Origin of the sequence: Marivita sp., from assembly GCF_051859345.1 — a bacterium.
GTDB lineage: Bacteria > Pseudomonadota > Alphaproteobacteria > Rhodobacterales > Rhodobacteraceae > Marivita.
In genome coordinates this window covers 1-15,465 of record NZ_JBHYFV010000057.1, presented here as the reverse complement: position 1 = coordinate 15,465, position 15,465 = coordinate 1, and the positions used below count along the sequence as shown (strand labels likewise).

General features: G+C 57.7%; 18 protein-coding genes and 2 pseudogenes. 10 read left to right on the top strand and 10 right to left on the bottom strand.

Annotated features, from left to right (window positions below; all coding sequences use genetic code 11):
• Window positions 1-153: 153 nt before the first annotated feature.
• Window positions 154-606: pseudogene (locus ACTIEN_RS20775) on the bottom strand (helix-turn-helix domain-containing protein); the annotation flags it as partial.
• Window positions 607-649: 43 nt separating this feature from the next.
• Between ACTIEN_RS20775 and ACTIEN_RS20770 the strand changes: the two are divergent.
• Window positions 650-952 (top strand): annotated as a pseudogene (locus ACTIEN_RS20770) (integrase core domain-containing protein); the annotation flags it as partial.
• Window positions 953-1,244: 292 nt separating this feature from the next.
• Entirely contained in the window at window positions 1,245-2,105 is an 861-nt protein-coding gene (locus ACTIEN_RS20765) for an ATP-binding protein (protein ID WP_439525061.1), read from the top strand.
• Between the two features lie 263 nt (window positions 2,106-2,368).
• Here the strand turns inward: ACTIEN_RS20765 and ACTIEN_RS20760 are convergent, their stop codons facing one another.
• Genes ACTIEN_RS20760 through ACTIEN_RS20750 form a run of 3 tightly spaced genes read right to left on the bottom strand, consistent with a single transcriptional unit; the run spans window position 2,369 to window position 3,840 of the window.
• Window positions 2,369-2,977, bottom strand: a complete 609-nt coding sequence (locus tag ACTIEN_RS20760; RefSeq protein ID WP_439525060.1) for a MotE family protein — start codon at window positions 2,975-2,977, stop codon at window positions 2,369-2,371.
• Window positions 2,974-3,333: a hypothetical protein gene (locus ACTIEN_RS20755; protein ID WP_439525059.1), complete on the bottom strand. Its 360-nt coding sequence runs from the start codon at window positions 3,331-3,333 to the stop codon at window positions 2,974-2,976. The genes ACTIEN_RS20760 and ACTIEN_RS20755 overlap by 4 nt, the downstream gene beginning before the upstream one ends.
• A 9-nt stretch (window positions 3,334-3,342) precedes the next feature.
• Window positions 3,343-3,840, bottom strand: a complete 498-nt coding sequence (locus ACTIEN_RS20750) for a flagellar basal body-associated FliL family protein (RefSeq protein ID WP_439525058.1) — start codon at window positions 3,838-3,840, stop codon at window positions 3,343-3,345.
• Window positions 3,841-3,962: 122 nt separating this feature from the next.
• On the opposite strand from ACTIEN_RS20750, the gene fliF reads away from it, so the two are divergent.
• Genes fliF through fliP form a run of 4 tightly spaced genes read left to right on the top strand, consistent with a single transcriptional unit; the run spans window position 3,963 to window position 7,187 of the window.
• Window positions 3,963-5,567 carry a flagellar basal-body MS-ring/collar protein FliF gene (gene fliF / locus ACTIEN_RS20745; protein ID WP_439525057.1) on the top strand — a complete coding sequence of 535 codons (1,605 nt, stop codon included), beginning with the start codon at window positions 3,963-3,965 and terminating at the stop codon, window positions 5,565-5,567.
• Window positions 5,564-6,166 carry an ABC transporter ATP-binding protein gene (locus tag ACTIEN_RS20740; RefSeq protein ID WP_439525056.1) on the top strand — a complete coding sequence of 201 codons (603 nt, stop codon included), beginning with the start codon at window positions 5,564-5,566 and terminating at the stop codon, window positions 6,164-6,166. The genes fliF and ACTIEN_RS20740 overlap by 4 nt, the downstream gene beginning before the upstream one ends.
• The gene (locus ACTIEN_RS20735; protein ID WP_439525055.1) at window positions 6,159-6,455 is read left to right on the top strand and encodes a FliM/FliN family flagellar motor switch protein; all 297 of its coding nucleotides are present in this window, start codon (window positions 6,159-6,161) and stop codon (window positions 6,453-6,455) included. The genes ACTIEN_RS20740 and ACTIEN_RS20735 overlap by 8 nt, the downstream gene beginning before the upstream one ends.
• Window positions 6,456-6,458: 3 nt before the next feature.
• Window positions 6,459-7,187, top strand: a complete 729-nt coding sequence (gene fliP, locus ACTIEN_RS20730; RefSeq protein ID WP_439525054.1) for a flagellar type III secretion system pore protein FliP — start codon at window positions 6,459-6,461, stop codon at window positions 7,185-7,187.
• A 2-nt stretch (window positions 7,188-7,189) separates the two neighbouring features.
• On the opposite strand, the gene ACTIEN_RS20725 is transcribed toward fliP, so the two are convergent.
• From ACTIEN_RS20725 to sfsA, 6 genes are all read right to left on the bottom strand, one after another.
• Window positions 7,190-8,029 (bottom strand): extensin-like domain-containing protein, encoded by an 840-nt coding sequence (locus ACTIEN_RS20725; RefSeq protein ID WP_439525053.1) that lies wholly within the window; start codon window positions 8,027-8,029, stop codon window positions 7,190-7,192.
• A gap of 63 nt (window positions 8,030-8,092) precedes the next feature.
• Window positions 8,093-9,004 carry a prephenate/arogenate dehydrogenase family protein gene (locus tag ACTIEN_RS20720; RefSeq protein ID WP_439525052.1) on the bottom strand — a complete coding sequence of 304 codons (912 nt, stop codon included), beginning with the start codon at window positions 9,002-9,004 and terminating at the stop codon, window positions 8,093-8,095.
• Window positions 9,001-10,086, bottom strand: coding sequence for a histidinol-phosphate transaminase (hisC, locus tag ACTIEN_RS20715; protein WP_439525051.1), 1,086 nt, complete (start codon window positions 10,084-10,086; stop codon window positions 9,001-9,003). The genes ACTIEN_RS20720 and hisC overlap by 4 nt, the downstream gene beginning before the upstream one ends.
• An 80-nt stretch (window positions 10,087-10,166) precedes the next feature.
• A complete protein-coding gene (locus tag ACTIEN_RS20710; RefSeq protein WP_439525050.1) occupies window positions 10,167-10,850 on the bottom strand; it encodes a hypothetical protein in 684 nt (227 codons plus the stop codon).
• A gap of 14 nt (window positions 10,851-10,864) precedes the next feature.
• Window positions 10,865-11,680, bottom strand: a complete 816-nt coding sequence (gene map, locus ACTIEN_RS20705; protein ID WP_439525049.1) for a type I methionyl aminopeptidase — start codon at window positions 11,678-11,680, stop codon at window positions 10,865-10,867.
• Between the two features lie 70 nt (window positions 11,681-11,750).
• The gene (gene sfsA, locus ACTIEN_RS20700) at window positions 11,751-12,467 is read right to left on the bottom strand and encodes a DNA/RNA nuclease SfsA (protein WP_439525048.1); all 717 of its coding nucleotides are present in this window, start codon (window positions 12,465-12,467) and stop codon (window positions 11,751-11,753) included.
• A 46-nt stretch (window positions 12,468-12,513) separates the two neighbouring features.
• Between sfsA and ACTIEN_RS20695 the strand changes: the two genes are divergently transcribed.
• From ACTIEN_RS20695 to ACTIEN_RS20680, 4 genes are read left to right on the top strand one after another with little or no spacing between them, the layout of a single operon-like run.
• Window positions 12,514-13,236 carry a competence/damage-inducible protein A gene (locus ACTIEN_RS20695; protein ID WP_439525047.1) on the top strand — a complete coding sequence of 241 codons (723 nt, stop codon included), beginning with the start codon at window positions 12,514-12,516 and terminating at the stop codon, window positions 13,234-13,236.
• Window positions 13,233-13,970: a GNAT family N-acetyltransferase gene (locus ACTIEN_RS20690; RefSeq protein WP_439525046.1), complete on the top strand. Its 738-nt coding sequence runs from the start codon at window positions 13,233-13,235 to the stop codon at window positions 13,968-13,970. The genes ACTIEN_RS20695 and ACTIEN_RS20690 overlap by 4 nt, the downstream gene beginning before the upstream one ends.
• The gene (locus ACTIEN_RS20685; RefSeq protein ID WP_439525045.1) at window positions 13,967-14,539 is read left to right on the top strand and encodes a peroxidase-related enzyme; all 573 of its coding nucleotides are present in this window, start codon (window positions 13,967-13,969) and stop codon (window positions 14,537-14,539) included. Before ACTIEN_RS20690 ends, ACTIEN_RS20685 begins: the two co-directional genes overlap by 4 nt.
• Window positions 14,511-15,458, top strand: coding sequence for an OmpA family protein (locus tag ACTIEN_RS20680; RefSeq protein WP_439525044.1), 948 nt, complete (start codon window positions 14,511-14,513; stop codon window positions 15,456-15,458). The genes ACTIEN_RS20685 and ACTIEN_RS20680 overlap by 29 nt, the downstream gene beginning before the upstream one ends.
• The last annotated feature ends 7 nt before the right edge of the window (window positions 15,459-15,465 follow it).

Below are 15,465 nucleotides of genomic sequence, written 5' to 3'. Positions count from 1 at the left end.
ACAAACGGTGCCAGCCAACCTTCCAGATCGTCCCGCCAGGTTCCCATAAACCGCCAGCCTCCCTCAATGCTGGCTCCCTATGAATCACCCAAAACGTCCCCAGTGAATCCGGTGAATATCAGATCAGCGAAAATCTGCCAAAGTAGTGCTAGCTTTCGGCCGCTTAGCCGCACGATCAGCATGCCACTGTGCGTTGATCGCACGGTAGTCGAAGTCTCCGCCACGGGTTGCCGAGTTGCGCCTGATCTCTCGGGAGATCGTGCTGGGCGATCTCTTCAGCTTCCGGGCGATGGCACAAACACCTGTGCCCCTCGCGCACTCCAAAGCTATTTCCTCACGTTCTGCGAAGGAAAGACTACGGCGCTTCGGTGCAGGGGCCGATGGTGCAAGATGTGTGGGAGGCATTCCGCCAGAACTCCTAAACCAGCGGGTTCCGACCGGGGCAGAGACACCGGCTTCAACGGCGGCATCCTCACTGGATAGCCCCTCCGCAACGGCCCGCCAGAACCGGCATAGATTCTCACGTTGCCAGACTGGCGGCCTTCCTGGAGAGTTTAATTTGTCCCGGGTCGAACGTTCGGACTTTCGTCTGCCAGTTTTTGTCATCTACACCTCCATCAAAGGGGTGTTGCGACGACCGGTTGAATCCGCCCAATATCTGTCGATCAAGTACACTGAACGGCTGGCTGAGGCGAAGATCGCCCCGTCCGTCGGCAGTGTCGGAGATTCCTATGACAACGCTCTCGCCGAAACGATCAACGGGTTGTTCAAGACAGAAGTCATCCACCGTCACGGCCCATGGCGCAGTTGCGACGCTGTAGAATACGCCACCCTCGAATGGGTCGATTGGTTCAACAATCGCCGACTGCTGGTGCCAATCGGGAACATTCCGCCCGCAGAGGCCGAGGCAAACTTCTATGCAGCTCTGGAAAGATCAGACATGGCCGCGTAACTAAGACAAATTAGCCTCCGGCAAACCCGGCGCGGTTCAAACGTCCAGGGAACTGTGCGCGCTGGAAGCATCATGGACTATGCCAAGCGAGGGTCAGCATCGAGGAGCTTTACAGAAGGTTCAGGCAAGGACGAAGCCGTCAATAGCTCCGCACTTAAATTATTTGGAAAAATCACGGAGAGCAAGTTGTGAGCGGTTTTGTAGATCAGGAAATTGTGCAAGCATCAGTGACTTTAATGGTCGATTATATCCCCTCGCACGAGCAGATCGCCTGAAGTAAGAACTCAAGACGATGTTCAGTTGGCATCTTGGTCGACTGCAGAGCGGGTCCCAGTTCGAAGGTGAAGTGTTGTTGGTCACTGGCGAAAGCGGTGCAGGGAAAACCACTGAGTTGGTAAACCTCCTTCGCGATTTCAACTCGCATGGAGTGGCGTTGCCAAATGGTACCAACGCTTCAATCAAGATATGTCTTTTAGATGGAAAGGGCACGTGGAAGGACCTCGGGAAGAACACTCTTCATGCAACGGGCTATTCTCTCTCTGAGAGAGCACGCTCCACGCAATCTAAGATTAGTCGTCGCATCAAGCAACAAGGCGAGGGCCAAGGCATTGTGGGTATTTGGTACGACGAAGTTCAACACATCCTTGCCCGAAAAAACGATGCTGCATTGGAGGAGGTTCTGGATTGCTTCAAGACAATGCTGAAGGGTCCAGATTGGCCTATGTTGCTGATCTTGTCCGGTGTTCGGATACTTGAGGATCAAATTCCAAAATTTGAGCAACTGTTTCGCAAGGTCACGCATGTGCGACTTGAAGAAATTAATTTTGAGGAGGAGGCCGAAACGATCAATTCTATTGTGCAGAGCTATGCCTTGGAGGCCAAGCTCGCATTCGCAGACGAGTTGTTTACCGACGATTTTTTACACAGGCTTGCCACGGCGAGTGCTTTCCGATGGGGAGTGGTTTGCGAGTTGACCATGAAGGCTGTTTGCAGAGCGCTGACCAATCAATCCAGTGAGCTCAATCGCAATCATTTCATTGATACATGGGCATCGAAAACAGGAATGCATGAGGCGACGACCCCGTATACCCACAGTGCGTATGCGACGGCGTTTCGAAGAACTGCGCTGTTCCAATCCGCTACCTACTCCTGACTTCACTGGATAATTGAAGTACTCAACCCGCGCTTTGCGCGGGTTTTTTTTGTCTCTTCAGGATGTAGCTGCCAGCTGGTATCCTGCCGTGGTCAAGGCGAATTTTGCTTGCGCACGCTTTTTGCTGTTTGCGCACGCATTCATGTTTTTTGGGGCATCAAGGCGTGTGTTTTTAAGTCATTGATTTTAAATAAAAAATAACAATCTTTGAGATGAGCCAAAAATCGCATTTGCGCATGCTTCTGCTTTGACTGGCTAATGCACTAATCTAGCGGAATGTCGGCATTGCGCCCTGCCAATTCCACGCTGATCTGGTAGGCCTTTTCGGGCGTCATGCCTGCCATGATCCTTGCGGCGCTGTCAGATGACATTCGTGCAAGAAAACCCGCCGCGAAGGTCGAATCCATTTGTTCGAACAAGGCTGACGCCTGTTTTGGTTTCATGTTGGCGTAGACGTTGGTAAGTTGTGAAAGGTCCTCTTCCGCGGCGACGGAGGCTAGCGAGATCGTTTCTCTCAGGCTTTGTTCGGCCTCTTCGAGTTTGATCAGTTCTACCTTGATGGCGTATTCGGCGGCTTCGATTGTCGATTCCCGTTCATCCATTTCCGTTTCGCGTTCGATCAATCGCGCTTCGCGGTTCTTTATGGCTGCCAGCGCTTCTTCCATCTGGGCGGGACGCGCGAGATCCATCGTTGGGGTTTCGATCACTTCTTCCTGTGCAGTGTCTTGGCCTGTTTCGCTGGCGATTACCTGGCCCGCCTCAGTCGCAAGGCGAACGCCCGCAGACAGAATCAAGAGCGCCCCGATGATGGCAAGGGTACCCTTTTGCGTGCGTTTCTGGCGTGATCTGGGCATCTTTGTACTGCGGATCATCGCGCATCTCCTGCATGGCGCGAAAAGACGGGGCCCGTTGCCGGGGGTGGGGTGGGCGAAATGGTCTGAGCACCTGGGAGATCATGCAGGGACGCGACCATCAGCTCCAACCGCTTTGCCGCATCTTCGGCGCGACCCGTCAGATCCTCAAGGCTGTCGGTGGAGTGAGTCGCGGTCTTCTGGGCGTTTTCCAAAGCCGTTTGCAGGTCCGTGACCTGTGCCGACAAGACCGCCACCGCCGCACCCACGCCATTTTCAAGGTCGGTAAAGCGCGTCAGACGGCGGGACAGGACAAAGCAATAAAGCCCTGCGCCAAGCGCCCCTGCAACCAGGAGGATATCAGCAACCAATTCCATGTTTCTCCCTCAATTCAGGATAAATTCTGTGACAAGAAGACTGTTTGCCTTTCCCAGGCCCACTACCATCACGATGCGGCGAAACAGGTGCAGGCGGATCTTGAACAATGCTCCGGGGCCTTCGATGTCTTCCGCGGTCAAAGCGCGAAGATAGCCGTTCATCACGTCCTGGATTCGCGGCAAAAGATATTCGACATCGCCTTGATATTTCGTGGGCACTTCGATCTGACCCGAAAAGCGCAAATGTTCGTTGGTCGCGCCGGGTGGCAGCGTGACAATCAAGGTAGGAATGTCCACAAAGGCAATGTCTGGCAGTGCTGCAGGCGCATCATGCGGCGCCGGCGTTTCGGACGTGGTGTGCCCCAGGGGAATCATCCCGCTTGAGATCCCAAAGTAGCCGAGCCCGGCACCCAGGAGGCACAACAGGACAGACAGGATAAGCCCAATCGCGGAAGATTTTTTTGCTTTTTCGCCGGTATCAGTATCCGCTGTGTCAGCCGTTTCCATACCCGTCCATCCCAGAATTCATGACAGGACTTTTAGGGATCAGGCACTAACCGATTGTTAACACGAACCGGCAATAACCGACCCATCAACGAAACAGAATGTTTTGGGTTCGGAGGGTATCGGTGCAGCAAATTCTGCCGGTTTGGCGAAGTCTGACCAACGCGCGAAAAGCGGTCGTGGTCGGATCGACGATTGCGATTTTTCTGGCCGTTCTAGGCATGTCACGTCTGGTGGCGCAGCCCAGGATGACGCTGCTATATTCGGGCCTTGACGCGGCGGCTGCCGGCGAAGTTGTTCAAGCCCTGCAACAACAGGGGGCCGCGTTCGAGGTGCGTGGCACGTCGATTTACGTTTCGGATTCTGCCCGCGATCAGCTTCGTTTGACTCTCGCAAGCGAAGGATTGCCCGCGTCGTCTGGGCAAGGGTACGAACTTCTGGATTCGTTGTCGGGCTTTGGCACCACGTCGCAGATGTTTGATGCGGCCTATTTGCGCGCGAAAGAGGGTGAATTGGCCCGGACCATCGTGTCGTCGCCCGATATTGCCACGGCAAGAGTCCACATCGCATCAGGAAGCGATAATCCCTTCCGTCGCGATTTGGCACCCAGCGCGTCTGTACATGTCACGGCCAGATCCGGTGTTATCGACAGGTCACAGGTTCAGGCGATTCGGCATCTTGTGGCGTCCGCAGTGGCGGGGCTTCAACCTGCGGATGTTTCCTTGATTGACGCGCAAGCCGGGCTTTTGTCGGATGATGGCAGTGCTTTGGCCGCGTCGTATGATCAGGACCGAACCGACATCTTGCGCGACCGGGTCTTGCGGCTGGTCGAAGCGCGGGTCGGACGCGGCAATGCCGTGGTCGAAGTCAGCGTTGACGCGATCACTGACACCGAATCCATCACTGAACGCAGGTTCGACCCGGACAGCCGTTTTGTTATCAGTTCCGACAGCGAAGAAAGGTCGGACCAGTCAGAGAATGCCGGCTCGGGCGCGGTGACTGTGGCGTCCAACCTGCCCGATGGAGACGCCAACAGCAGCGAAACAGAAACCCGTCAAAGCGCAGAAACACGCGAACGGCTGAACTATGAGGTGTCTCAGACAACGCGGGAAATCCTCAAGTCACCGGGCGCAATCAAACGGGTGACCGTGGCCGTCATGGTGAACGGCACCACAGTGGTCGACAACCAAGGGGTTCAGAACTTTGTGCCCGTGCCGGACGAAGAACTGTCGGCACTACGGGATCTGGTCGCTTCAGCCGTTGGGTATGATGAAGAGCGTGGGGATGTCATCACGTTGAAATCATTGTCCTTCGAACCTCTGGAAACGCTTGGATCGCTTCCCGCCGAACCGGGCTGGTTTGCCGGGCAGCTGGACACAATGAGCCTCGTTCAGATTGCGGTTCTGGCAGTGGTAGCCCTTGTTCTGGGGCTCTTTGTCGTGCGACCCTTGTTGCTCCCCTCGAGGCGGTTGGTGGAACTTCCTGCACCGGTAAAGGGCCAGTTGGGACTGGGATCCGCGTCTGATCTGCCAGTTCTGAACGGTGTCATCGAGCCGGACGATTCTAAACTCGGTCTCCCGATACTGGCAGAGCCAGGTTCGCAGTTGTCCGTCCCCTCGACCGAAGATGCCGTGGCACGTCTGAAGACACTGATCGACGAACGTCGCAGCGAAACAGTCGAAGTATTGCGCAGTTGGCTTGACGAGCCGAAAGCAGAGGACGCACGATGACCTCGCTTGCTGCATATCTGGAAGACTTCGGAAGCCCCGCCTCGGGCGAGAGCAGTGTTTCGGTTTCAGATGAAATGCTTGAGTCCGAGCGTCTTGAATCGTTCGACAAGGGCTACCGGGCCGGTTGGGATGATGCGATCAAGGCCAAGGCGGAAGACGGGGCGCACCTGTCTGACGGAATCGCGCAGAACCTTCAGGATCTGTCGTTCACCTATCACGATGTGCATGCACAGGTTCTGTCCAACCTGACGCCACTGTTTCACGAGATCCTGCAGAAAATACTGCCATCGCTGGCTCGGGATACGCTTGGTGCGCACATAGCCGAACAGCTTTCCAAAATCGCCCGTGATATCGGTACTGTGCAGATCGAAATCGCCGTCGCCCCCGGTTTTGGCGCGCAGGTATCCCAATTCGTGAATGAGGCGTCCAGCAGTTTGCCGATTTCGGTAACGGAATCGACTGCTGTTTCCGAAGGTCAGGCCGAATTGCGGCTGGGTGCGAAAGAGCTGTCCATAGACCTTTCGGATGTGTCCAAACAGATCACAGAGGCCGTTCATGCAGTGCTGCATGACCAATCGGAGAAGCGTGCACATGGGTAATTCAACCGAAACACTGGACACGCACAAAGCGGACGCTGCGTTCACGACTGTTCCGATCGAAATTACCGTTTCGGTTGGTCGCGCCCGGCCTTTGGTGCGTGATCTGCTGCAGCTTGAAGAAGGGTCTGTCCTTCTTTTGGACAAGCGTGTCGAAGATCCGGTGGAGCTTTATGTGGGGGATCGTCTGATTGGCACGGGTGTTCTTGAAATCACCGAAAGTGGCGAACACAATGGGCAGCTTTGTGTGCGCCTGGTCGAGGTCAATGACTTTGGCACGTCGGGTGCCTAGGTCGTGACCCGCATATTTGTCGTTGCGCTGTGTCTTGCCGGGCTTTGCGCCAGCGCGGCCTCGGCGCAAAGCCTGTCTCTGGACCTGGGGAATGGTGGGTCTGTCACGACGACGACCCTTCAGTTGATCGCCTTGATCACCGTGCTCAGCGTTGCACCCGGTATCGTCATCACGGTCACCTGTTTTCCCTTCATCATCACCGTGTTGTCAATTCTTCGGCAGGCCATCGGACTTCAGCAATCGCCTCCGAACATGCTGATTGTCAGCATCGCGCTTTTTCTGACGTTTTTCGTGATGGAGCCTGTTCTCCTTGCCTCGTGGGACGCGGGGATTGAACCCCTGCTGAACGAAGAAATCGAAACCGAAATCGCCTTTGAGCGCGGATTTGAGCCGTTTCGCGTGTTCATGGCGGCGCAAGTGGATGCGGATACGTTTGCAACCATGGCGCGGATCAGGTCGGATCTTGAACTGACAGAACCCAGCCCGGAAACACCCTTGTCGATCCTGATTTCCACCTTTCTGCTGTCCGAACTGGCCCGCGCGTTTCAGGTGGGTTTTCTGATCTTCCTGCCGTTTCTCATCATCGACCTTGTTGTCGCTGCCGTGCTGATGTCGATGGGGATGATGATGGTCCCACCTGCCATCGTGTCTTTGCCGTTCAAGCTGGCTTTCTTTGTTGTGGCCGACGGATGGGCGCTCGTCGCGGAAAGCCTCGTTCGGTCGTACCAGTAGCGCTATCTGCAGTATGATCCGCTGCGATACCGGGCCGTGTCGAAATGGAAGTGATCCTTGTGGAAGCGGTCTGACTCAGGGCCAAGCACCGTGCCGAATATCCCGCAGGCGCTTTGATGCATCTTGCGCAGGATCGGCCCGGTATCGCGACGATCCCATCCCTGAAGCACAGTGATTTCGCTTCCATCGCGCAAGCGGAATCCGGAAATATCTATGGCACGACCTTTGCCATGCTCGCTGACTTTGGCACCGGGTTGGTTGTTCCGGGTGCGGCAGGCATAATGCGCAGCCACCCTGATTTGTGTGACGCCACCACCGGTGTTTCCGAGCGCGGGTTTCATGCCTTTCTCGACCCATTGCTTCAGGGCGTTCGCCGTGGTGCAATCCATGATGGCCTGCTGGCTCAGGCTGATGCCCGAGACCGAGCGCACCCGCACGCCGTCCTTCACACCACAGGCCGACTGCCTTCCGGGGACGAATCCAATCGCTTCACCTTGAATGGAATGATCGCCACAAACGGCCCCACGGGCGCGTTCACGGCGTTGCGCCATGGCTTTCTGGACAACGCCGTTCGGGCGCAGGCTGGGTCGGACAGAAACGCTGGTGGCTTGCGGGGACAAGACCGCAAAAGCGCGCTGCCCTGCTGGAACGATTTTAGTGGGTTGGCCCTGATCAGACGGCACGGTGTCGCGCTGAAACTGTTCCGCCAACTTGTTGGCCAATGCTGTTTCAAGCACCATGGGTCGCGCGGTTGGGCGGATAATGGCAAGTGCAGGTGTCGGTGCGTCAGGTGTCACATGTCGCGCAACCGGCCGAAGCGATGTCTCGGGTGCAGCGGCCATGGCCGCCCCTGACACGAAACCCAAAATACACACCAAAACACCAATGATCCGCATTAACCTGCCTTACCCAGACCGACCAAAGTTCGGAGCCGCCGTGTCCTGACCCGCTTCGATGATGCTGCGCCGAATGGCGCGCGTTCGGGTGAAATAATCGTGCAGAAACTCTCCGTCACCCTGACGAATGGCACGCTGCAGGGCAAACAGTTCTTCGGTGAACCGCCCGAGAATTTCCAAGGTGGCGTCCTTGTTGCTCAGGAAGACGTCGCGCCACATGGTTGGGTCGGATGCGGCAATCCGCGTAAAGTCGCGGAAGCCGCCCGCCGAGTACTTGATCACTTCGGTGTTGGTCACCCGACCAAGATCGTCCGCGACACCGACCATCGTGTAGGCAATAAGGTGAGGGCAATGCGATGTCACCGACAGGACCAGATCGTGATGATCCGGCTCCATCAGTTCAACGTCAGACCCAAGGCCGCGCCAGAATGTGCTGAGCGTATCAACCGCCTGTGGGTCTGCGCCTTCGGGGGGCACAATCAGGCACCAGCGATTGTCAAAAAGGGACGGAAAACCCGATTCAGGGCCGGAATATTCGGTGCCGGCCAAGGGGTGCCCCGGGACAAAGTGAACGCCATCCGGAACATGGGGTGAGACGTCCGCGATCACCCGGCCTTTGACCGACCCGACATCTGTCAGCGTCGCGCCGGGCTTGAGATAGGGGGCGATTTCAGCGGCGATCTGGCCCATGACCCCGACGGGCACGGCCAGAACGATCAGGTCCGCGTCCCGTACCGCGTCGGCCAGTGTGTCGCAAACCGTGTCGCACAGTCCAATGCGGCGCGCGGTTTCGCGGGTTTCTTCGCTGCGCGCAAAGCCGGTGACATGACCCGCTAGATCACCTCGCTTCATGGCCCAGAACATGGAAGAGGCGATCAGCCCCATTCCGATCAGGGCCACGCGGTCATAGATATGGCTCATCGCGCACCTGCCTTGAACTGTCCTACGGCATGCGCCACACGACGGCAGCTTGCCTCATCCCCGACGGTGATGCGCAACGCATGCGGCAGGTTGTATGAACCCACCTGACGCACGATAAGCCCCTGTTTTTGAAGATACAGATTGCAGGCTTCGGCCTCGGCCTCATCCGTGAACCGCGCAAGAACGAAATTGGCCATCGACGTGTCCGACGGCACGCCGTGCTCTGCCAAAGCTTCGGCCAGCCATCCGCGCAACCGGGTGTTTTCAAGACGACACTTCTCGACATAGGCAGTGTCGCGCACGGCAACCTCGGCGGCGGCAAGAGCCGTGCCTGACAGGTTGAAAGGCCCGCGAATCCGGTTGAGGACGTCAATAACCTCTTGTGGGCCATAGCCCCACCCGATGCGCAGCCCGCCCAGCCCGTAGATCTTGGAAAAGGTCCGGGTCATGACGACATTGTCGCGCGCGTGAACCAATGCCGTGCCGCCGTCATACCCTTCGACAAATTCCGCATACGCCCCGTCAAGAACCAGCAAGGCCTGGGGTGGCAGGTTTTCGGCCAGTCGTTCAATCTCGGCCAGACCGATCATGGTGCCGGTCGGGTTGTTCGGATTGGCGATGAAGACCAGCTTCGTCTTTTCGGTGCAGGCACCAAGGATCGCGTCCACATCGGTGACGCGTTCGTGCTCTGGCACTTCGACAGGGGTTGCCCCGGCGGCCAGCGCACAGATCTTGTAAAGCGCAAACCCGTGTTCGGTGTGAATGACCTCATCCCCCGGCCCGGCATAGGCTTGGCAGAGGAATGTGATGATCTCGTCAGATCCGACTCCGCAGATGATCTGGTCGGCGTTCAGGTCATACACCTCTGCAATCGCTGCGCGCAGGGCGGCGTGGTCGGTCGAGGGATATCGGTGCAATTCATGTACAGAGCGACGCACCGCCTCTTGTGCAGCGGGGCTGGGGCCAAACGGGTTTTCGTTCGAGCTGAGCTTGACCACATTCGACACGCCATCGACATGTGATTTCCCGCCGACATACAGCGCAATATCCATGATTCCGGGTTGTGGTGTGATCTTTGTCATCTGAGCCTCCGCTATGGCACACGGTTTAGCGGCGTGGTCGCGCAAGGGAAAGCGACAAACCACCCCAATTGCCTGCGCGGTCAGTGGTGTGGCTGGAGTACGATATCCGAAAGAAGCGTTTCGTAGAGATCAGGTGCCCCCAGATAGGTGTCACCCCTGGGAAGATCGACAACCTGTACATCGTCTTCGTTGATCAGATCGGGTGACACGTCGTCGGCATGCGACAGGAAAGAAAAGGTGGTTGTTTCCCCGAAAACGGCACGCCCCAGTGATCTGACCTCGGAGTGGCGTTGGGGGGTCAACTGAAAGGTGGTCCAGTCTGTCACGCCATGAACCGTATCCGGCAAGTTCGGTTGGATGTTCGACCAGACCAGATGTGTGCGCCCAGGGTAATCCGGGGTCAGGAACGGCGCCGCCTGGTGGGTCAGTTTGCTGTTCAGCAGGTCTTTTTGTGCCTGGTCGTCAAAGGTTTTGGCAATCTCCTGTTCGTGAAAAAAACAGACGCCCGGAAGCTGCTTGTTGAACAAAAGAACGTCCCATTCGACAAAGAACTGCGAAGTATCCTGCAATACGCTCAGAAGCTGTTGATCCGCAGCCCGCCGCAAAAGCGATTCCGTGCCGACCAGCGAGACGATGTTCCAGTCGAACAGCGATTTCACAAAAGACCCGGCTGTTTCGGGATGCCGTTTCTGAAAGAAGTCGAACTGGAAGCGGTTGATGCAGCTTGACCCGATTGTCAGGATACGCGGTGGATGCGTGCCCATGAAGCCTGCATCACTCAGAGGGCAAATGTCGGATGAAACCGACCGGCCGGAGACAGCGTGAACACGTCGCAACCTTCAGAGGTGATGCCGATGGAATGCTCGAACTGCGCAGACAGCGATTTGTCCCGCGTCACAGCTGTCCAGTCATCGGCAAGAACCTTGGTTTCCGGACGGCCAAGATTCACCATTGGTTCGATCGTGAAGAACATGCCTTCTTCCAGCCGGGGTCCGCTGCCAGCGCGTCCGTAATGCAGCACGTTGGGCGGCGCATGGAACACACGGCCCAACCCATGCCCGCAGAAGTCGCGCACAACCGACATGCGGTTCGCTTCGACATAGGTCTGAATCGCGTGGCCGATGTCACCAAAGGTGTTGCCGGGTTTCGCGGCCTCAATGCCTTTGAAAAGCGCATCATGCGTCACCTGAATCAGCCGTTCCGACTTGCGGCTGAGTTTTCCGGCGACATACATGCGGCTGGTGTCACCGAACCATCCGTCGACAATGACCGTCACGTCGATGTTCAGGATATCGCCGTCCTTCAGCTTCTTGTCGCCCGGAATGCCGTGGCAGACGACATGATTCACGCTGATGCAACTGGCGTGCTGATAGCCTTTGTATCCGATGGTTGCAGATGTCGCGCCCGCCTCTTCGACACGAGCCCGAATGAAATCATCAAGGACTGCTGTGGTCTGGCCGACGAACACATGCTCTGCCACGTCGTCCAGAATACGGGCAGCCAGTTCACCGGCTTTGTGCATTCCGGCAAAGTCAGACGGGTCGTGGATGCGGATGCCTTCACGAGTGAGGCGACCGTCGGCAGTTTTGTTCACAGGCGAACTCCAAAAAAATCACTTAAACGGCTTTTAGCCCTGAAGTGACAGCTTGGCCAGTGGCGCGACATTACGGCCCATCCGGCGAAATCATCGCAATCGGTTTGCCCAATCGCACGGCATCCGACGTTATCTGGCAATCCAGTGCCATTGTTTCAACACCCGCGCGTGTTGCGGCGGTCCATGCCGCTGCGTAGATCGGGTCTATATCCGATGCCAGCGACATGCGCGTACAATCCGTGCGTTGCACAAGGTAAAGCATGATCGCGCGGTGTCCCTGTTGGACCATCCTTGTCAGTTCGTTCAAATGTTTGGTGCCCCGCGCGGTGACGCTATCGGGGAATTCGGCTTGACCATTCTGTCGCGACAGGGTTACAGACTTGACCTCGATATAGGTGTCCGGCTGGCCGTGACGGGTCAAAAGGAAATCAATTCGACTCTTCTCTCCATACGGCACCTCGGCCCGCACTGTATCAAAGTCGCTCAGACCCGGCACCTCGCGGTTCTCGAACGCGGCGCGCAACATGCGATTTGGCACGGCGGTATCGACACCGGTGAAATGCCCGTTTTCGTGTTCGACCAAACGCCACCCGTAGTTCAGTTTTTTCTTGGGATCGTCATTAGGTTCCAGCCAGACCCGAAGACCGGGATCGGCCAGACCCATCATGGAGCCGGGGTTGGCACAATGTGCAATCACCTCTTGCCCGTCCGCCAAAGTGACATCAGCCAGGAACCGTTTGTATCGCCGGACAAGAACGCCCGGAACAAGAGGGGTTTGAAAGCGCATGACCCCCGCCTATACCTGAGAAAACGACGGATCAAGGAGCCAGCACATGCCCAATCCAACCGCCGCGATGCTGGTGATCGGGGACGAAATCCTTTCAGGCCGGACACGCGACGCGAACATGCACCATTTGGCGCAGGAACTGACCAAGGTTGGCATCAACCTGTGCGAGGTGCGCATCGTCAGCGATGACCGCAATGCGATTGTCTCGGCGCTCAATGCGCTGCGGGGCGCACATGACACCGTGATCACATCCGGCGGCATTGGCCCCACCCATGACGACATCACCGCCGATTGCGTGGCTGCGGCCTTTGGCGTGCCTATCGATGTGCGCGAAGATGCCCGCGCGCTGTTGCAGGCGCATTACGACAGCCGAGGGATGGCATTCAACGACGCCCGCAAGCGTATGGCGCGCATTCCCGATGGCGCGACGCTGATCGAAAATCCGGTGTCGATTGCACCCGGTTTCGCGATGGAAAACGTGTATGTCATGGCGGGTGTGCCGTCGGTTTTTCAGGCGATGGTCGCCAGCGTGATCCCGACTCTGATCGGCGGCGCGCCGATCCTGTCGCAAACGTTGCGCGTGGATCGGGGGGAAGGCGATATCGCCGGACCATTGGGCAGGATAGCCGAGGACTTTCCTGATCTGGCGATCGGCTCTTATCCGTTCCAGCAGAACGGTGCTTACGGATCAAACATCGTGGTCCGCGGAAGTGATGGGGCACGGCTCGATCACGCGATGACGCGTCTGTCCGAGCTGTTTTCCGAATGATCCCAAGCGTCCAGACACTTTACAAGGTAACCGAGGCGACCTGGCCGCCCGCGGATCACACGCCGGCAGGCCCATGGATGCTGCGAAACGGGGCGGGTGGCGGCAAACGGGTCAGCGCCGCAACCGCCGAGGGTGAGTGGCGCGACGAAGACCTGTCCGCAGCCGAAACGGCCATGCGCATGTTGGGGCAGGATGCCCTGTTCATGATCCGCGCAGGGGATGAGGCTCTGGATGCAGCCCTTGCGACACGAGGATACGAGATCATTGACCCGGTCAATCTCTGGGTGTGTCCGATCGACCAGCTGACCAATGTGCCCGTGCCGCGCGTGACCGCCTTTGCGATCTGGGAACCGCTTGCCATCACGCGCGACATCTGGAACGCGGGTGGTATCGGTCCGGACCGCGTCGCCATCATGGAGCGCGCGCCGGAACCCAAGACCAGCATCCTTGGCCGGATCAGCGACAAACCGGCTGGTGCTGCCTATTGCGCGATCCATGATGGCATCGCGATGGTTCACGCACTTGAAATTGCATTGGCGCATCGGCGCAAAGGCATGGGAGTGTGGCTGATGCGACAGGCCGCGCATTGGGCCAAGGCGAACGGAGCCAACTGGATGAGCGTCCTGTGCACACAAGCGAATGACGGGGCAAATGGTCTCTACGCTTCCCTCGGCATGCAGGTTGTGGGACAATATCACTACCGCATCTTACCCAAAACAAGCGATATCGAATGACCAAAGACACCCTTCCCACGGCGCTCAACCTGCCGATGGCGGACCCGCTTCCCCCGGAGACGCAGAAATACTTTGACGTCTGTCAGGACAAGCTGGGCATGATCCCGAACGTGCTCAAGGCCTATGCGTTCGATATCGACAAGCTCAACGCATTCACCGCGATGTATAACGATCTGATGCTGGCTGGCAGTGGTCTGAGCAAACTTGAACGCGAAATGATTGCGGTGGTCGTCAGTTCGATAAACAAGTGTTTCTATTGCCTGACGGCGCATGGTGCCGCCGTGCGCGCTCTGTCCGACGATCCAAAACTGGGTGAGATGCTGGTGATGAACTGGCGGGTTGCAGACCTTCCCCATCGCCACCGGGCCATGCTGGCCTTTGCCGAAAAGATCACCAAATCAAGCGCTGAAATCGCCGAGTTTGACCGCGAAGCGTTGCGGGACGCGGGATTCTCGGACCGCGATGTCTGGGACATCGCAAACGTCGCCGGGTTCTTCAACATGACCAACCGCGTGGCCAGCGCCACGGATATGCGGCCCAATGACGAGTATCACACGCAGGCGCGCTGATCTCTTCGGCGTCTGTCTCGTCGGGATCGTCTGCACGGCCACCCCCGGTGCAGCGCTTGATCTGGCTTTGCCTGTCGGTGCGCGTGAAACCGTCTCGCGCGTGGTCCCCTCGGGCAGCTATGACCTGCCCATCGGGGCCTGGACCGAAGCGACGGGTGTGCCGTCTGCCAGTCTTGAAGGCGAAGTGCGCCGCAAGGCTTGGCGCATTTCCGGTGCTGGTCTTACCACCGGTCAAGTGCTGGGCCCGATGCGGGAGCAGCTGATGTCTGACGGGTTCGACATCATTTTCGAATGCAGCGCCCGGAGCTGTGGCGGTTTCGATTTCCGGTTTGGCACCGAAGTGCTGCGCGCGCCAAACATGTATGTCGACCTGTCGGATTATCGGTTTCTGTCCGCAAAAGCGCCGGACGCCACACAGGCGCTCAGCCTGTTGGTCAGCCGTGACAGCGAAACGGTGTTTGTGCAGCTGATCGAAGTCGGCCCGCCGGGGCGTCCTGCGGTCTCGGTGTCCTCCGCACCGTCGATCACGATTCCCGAAGATGCAGGCGACGTCGTGGCAGAGCTGGAGCGTGTCGGCCATGTGGTTCTGGCCGATCTTGATTTCGCCAGTGGCTCGGCATCCTTGGGGGAAGGGTCCTTGCAGTCGCTTGATGCGGTCGCAGCCTACCTGACCGCCAACCCGACCCGGCAGATCACCTTTGTCGGCCATACCGATGCGACGGGATCGCTGGAAGCCAATATCGTCCTGTCCCGCCGCCGCGCACAGGCGGCGCAGGCCTATGTCGTGGCTCGTGGGGTGAACACCGCGCAGGTTGCGGCGGATGGGGTGGGCTACCTGTCGCCACGCGCAACCAACTTGACGACAGCGGGCCGAGAGGCCAATCGCCGTGTCGAGGCGGTTCTGATTTCTGTGGAATAGTGTTTCG

Excerpts from the sequence above, each read along its gene's own strand:
- ACTIEN_RS20765 (WP_439525061.1), top strand. The coding sequence starts at position 1,245 with ATGTTCAGTTGGCATCTTGGTCGACTGCAGAGCGGGTCCCAGTTCGAA.
- ACTIEN_RS20760 (WP_439525060.1), bottom strand. The coding sequence starts at position 2,977 with ATGATCCGCAGTACAAAGATGCCCAGATCACGCCAGAAACGCACGCAA.
- ACTIEN_RS20755 (WP_439525059.1), bottom strand. The coding sequence starts at position 3,333 with ATGGAATTGGTTGCTGATATCCTCCTGGTTGCAGGGGCGCTTGGCGCA.
- ACTIEN_RS20750 (WP_439525058.1), bottom strand. The coding sequence starts at position 3,840 with ATGGAAACGGCTGACACAGCGGATACTGATACCGGCGAAAAAGCAAAA.
- ACTIEN_RS20740 (WP_439525056.1), top strand. The coding sequence starts at position 5,564 with ATGACCTCGCTTGCTGCATATCTGGAAGACTTCGGAAGCCCCGCCTCG.
- ACTIEN_RS20735 (WP_439525055.1), top strand. The coding sequence starts at position 6,159 with ATGGGTAATTCAACCGAAACACTGGACACGCACAAAGCGGACGCTGCG.
- ACTIEN_RS20725 (WP_439525053.1), bottom strand. The coding sequence starts at position 8,029 with ATGGCCGCTGCACCCGAGACATCGCTTCGGCCGGTTGCGCGACATGTG.
- ACTIEN_RS20720 (WP_439525052.1), bottom strand. The coding sequence starts at position 9,004 with ATGAGCCATATCTATGACCGCGTGGCCCTGATCGGAATGGGGCTGATC.
- hisC (WP_439525051.1), bottom strand. The coding sequence starts at position 10,086 with ATGACAAAGATCACACCACAACCCGGAATCATGGATATTGCGCTGTAT.
- ACTIEN_RS20710 (WP_439525050.1), bottom strand. The coding sequence starts at position 10,850 with ATGGGCACGCATCCACCGCGTATCCTGACAATCGGGTCAAGCTGCATC.
- sfsA (WP_439525048.1), bottom strand. The coding sequence starts at position 12,467 with ATGCGCTTTCAAACCCCTCTTGTTCCGGGCGTTCTTGTCCGGCGATAC.
- ACTIEN_RS20695 (WP_439525047.1), top strand. The coding sequence starts at position 12,514 with ATGCCCAATCCAACCGCCGCGATGCTGGTGATCGGGGACGAAATCCTT.
- ACTIEN_RS20690 (WP_439525046.1), top strand. The coding sequence starts at position 13,233 with ATGATCCCAAGCGTCCAGACACTTTACAAGGTAACCGAGGCGACCTGG.
- ACTIEN_RS20685 (WP_439525045.1), top strand. The coding sequence starts at position 13,967 with ATGACCAAAGACACCCTTCCCACGGCGCTCAACCTGCCGATGGCGGAC.
- ACTIEN_RS20680 (WP_439525044.1), top strand. The coding sequence starts at position 14,511 with ATGACGAGTATCACACGCAGGCGCGCTGATCTCTTCGGCGTCTGTCTC.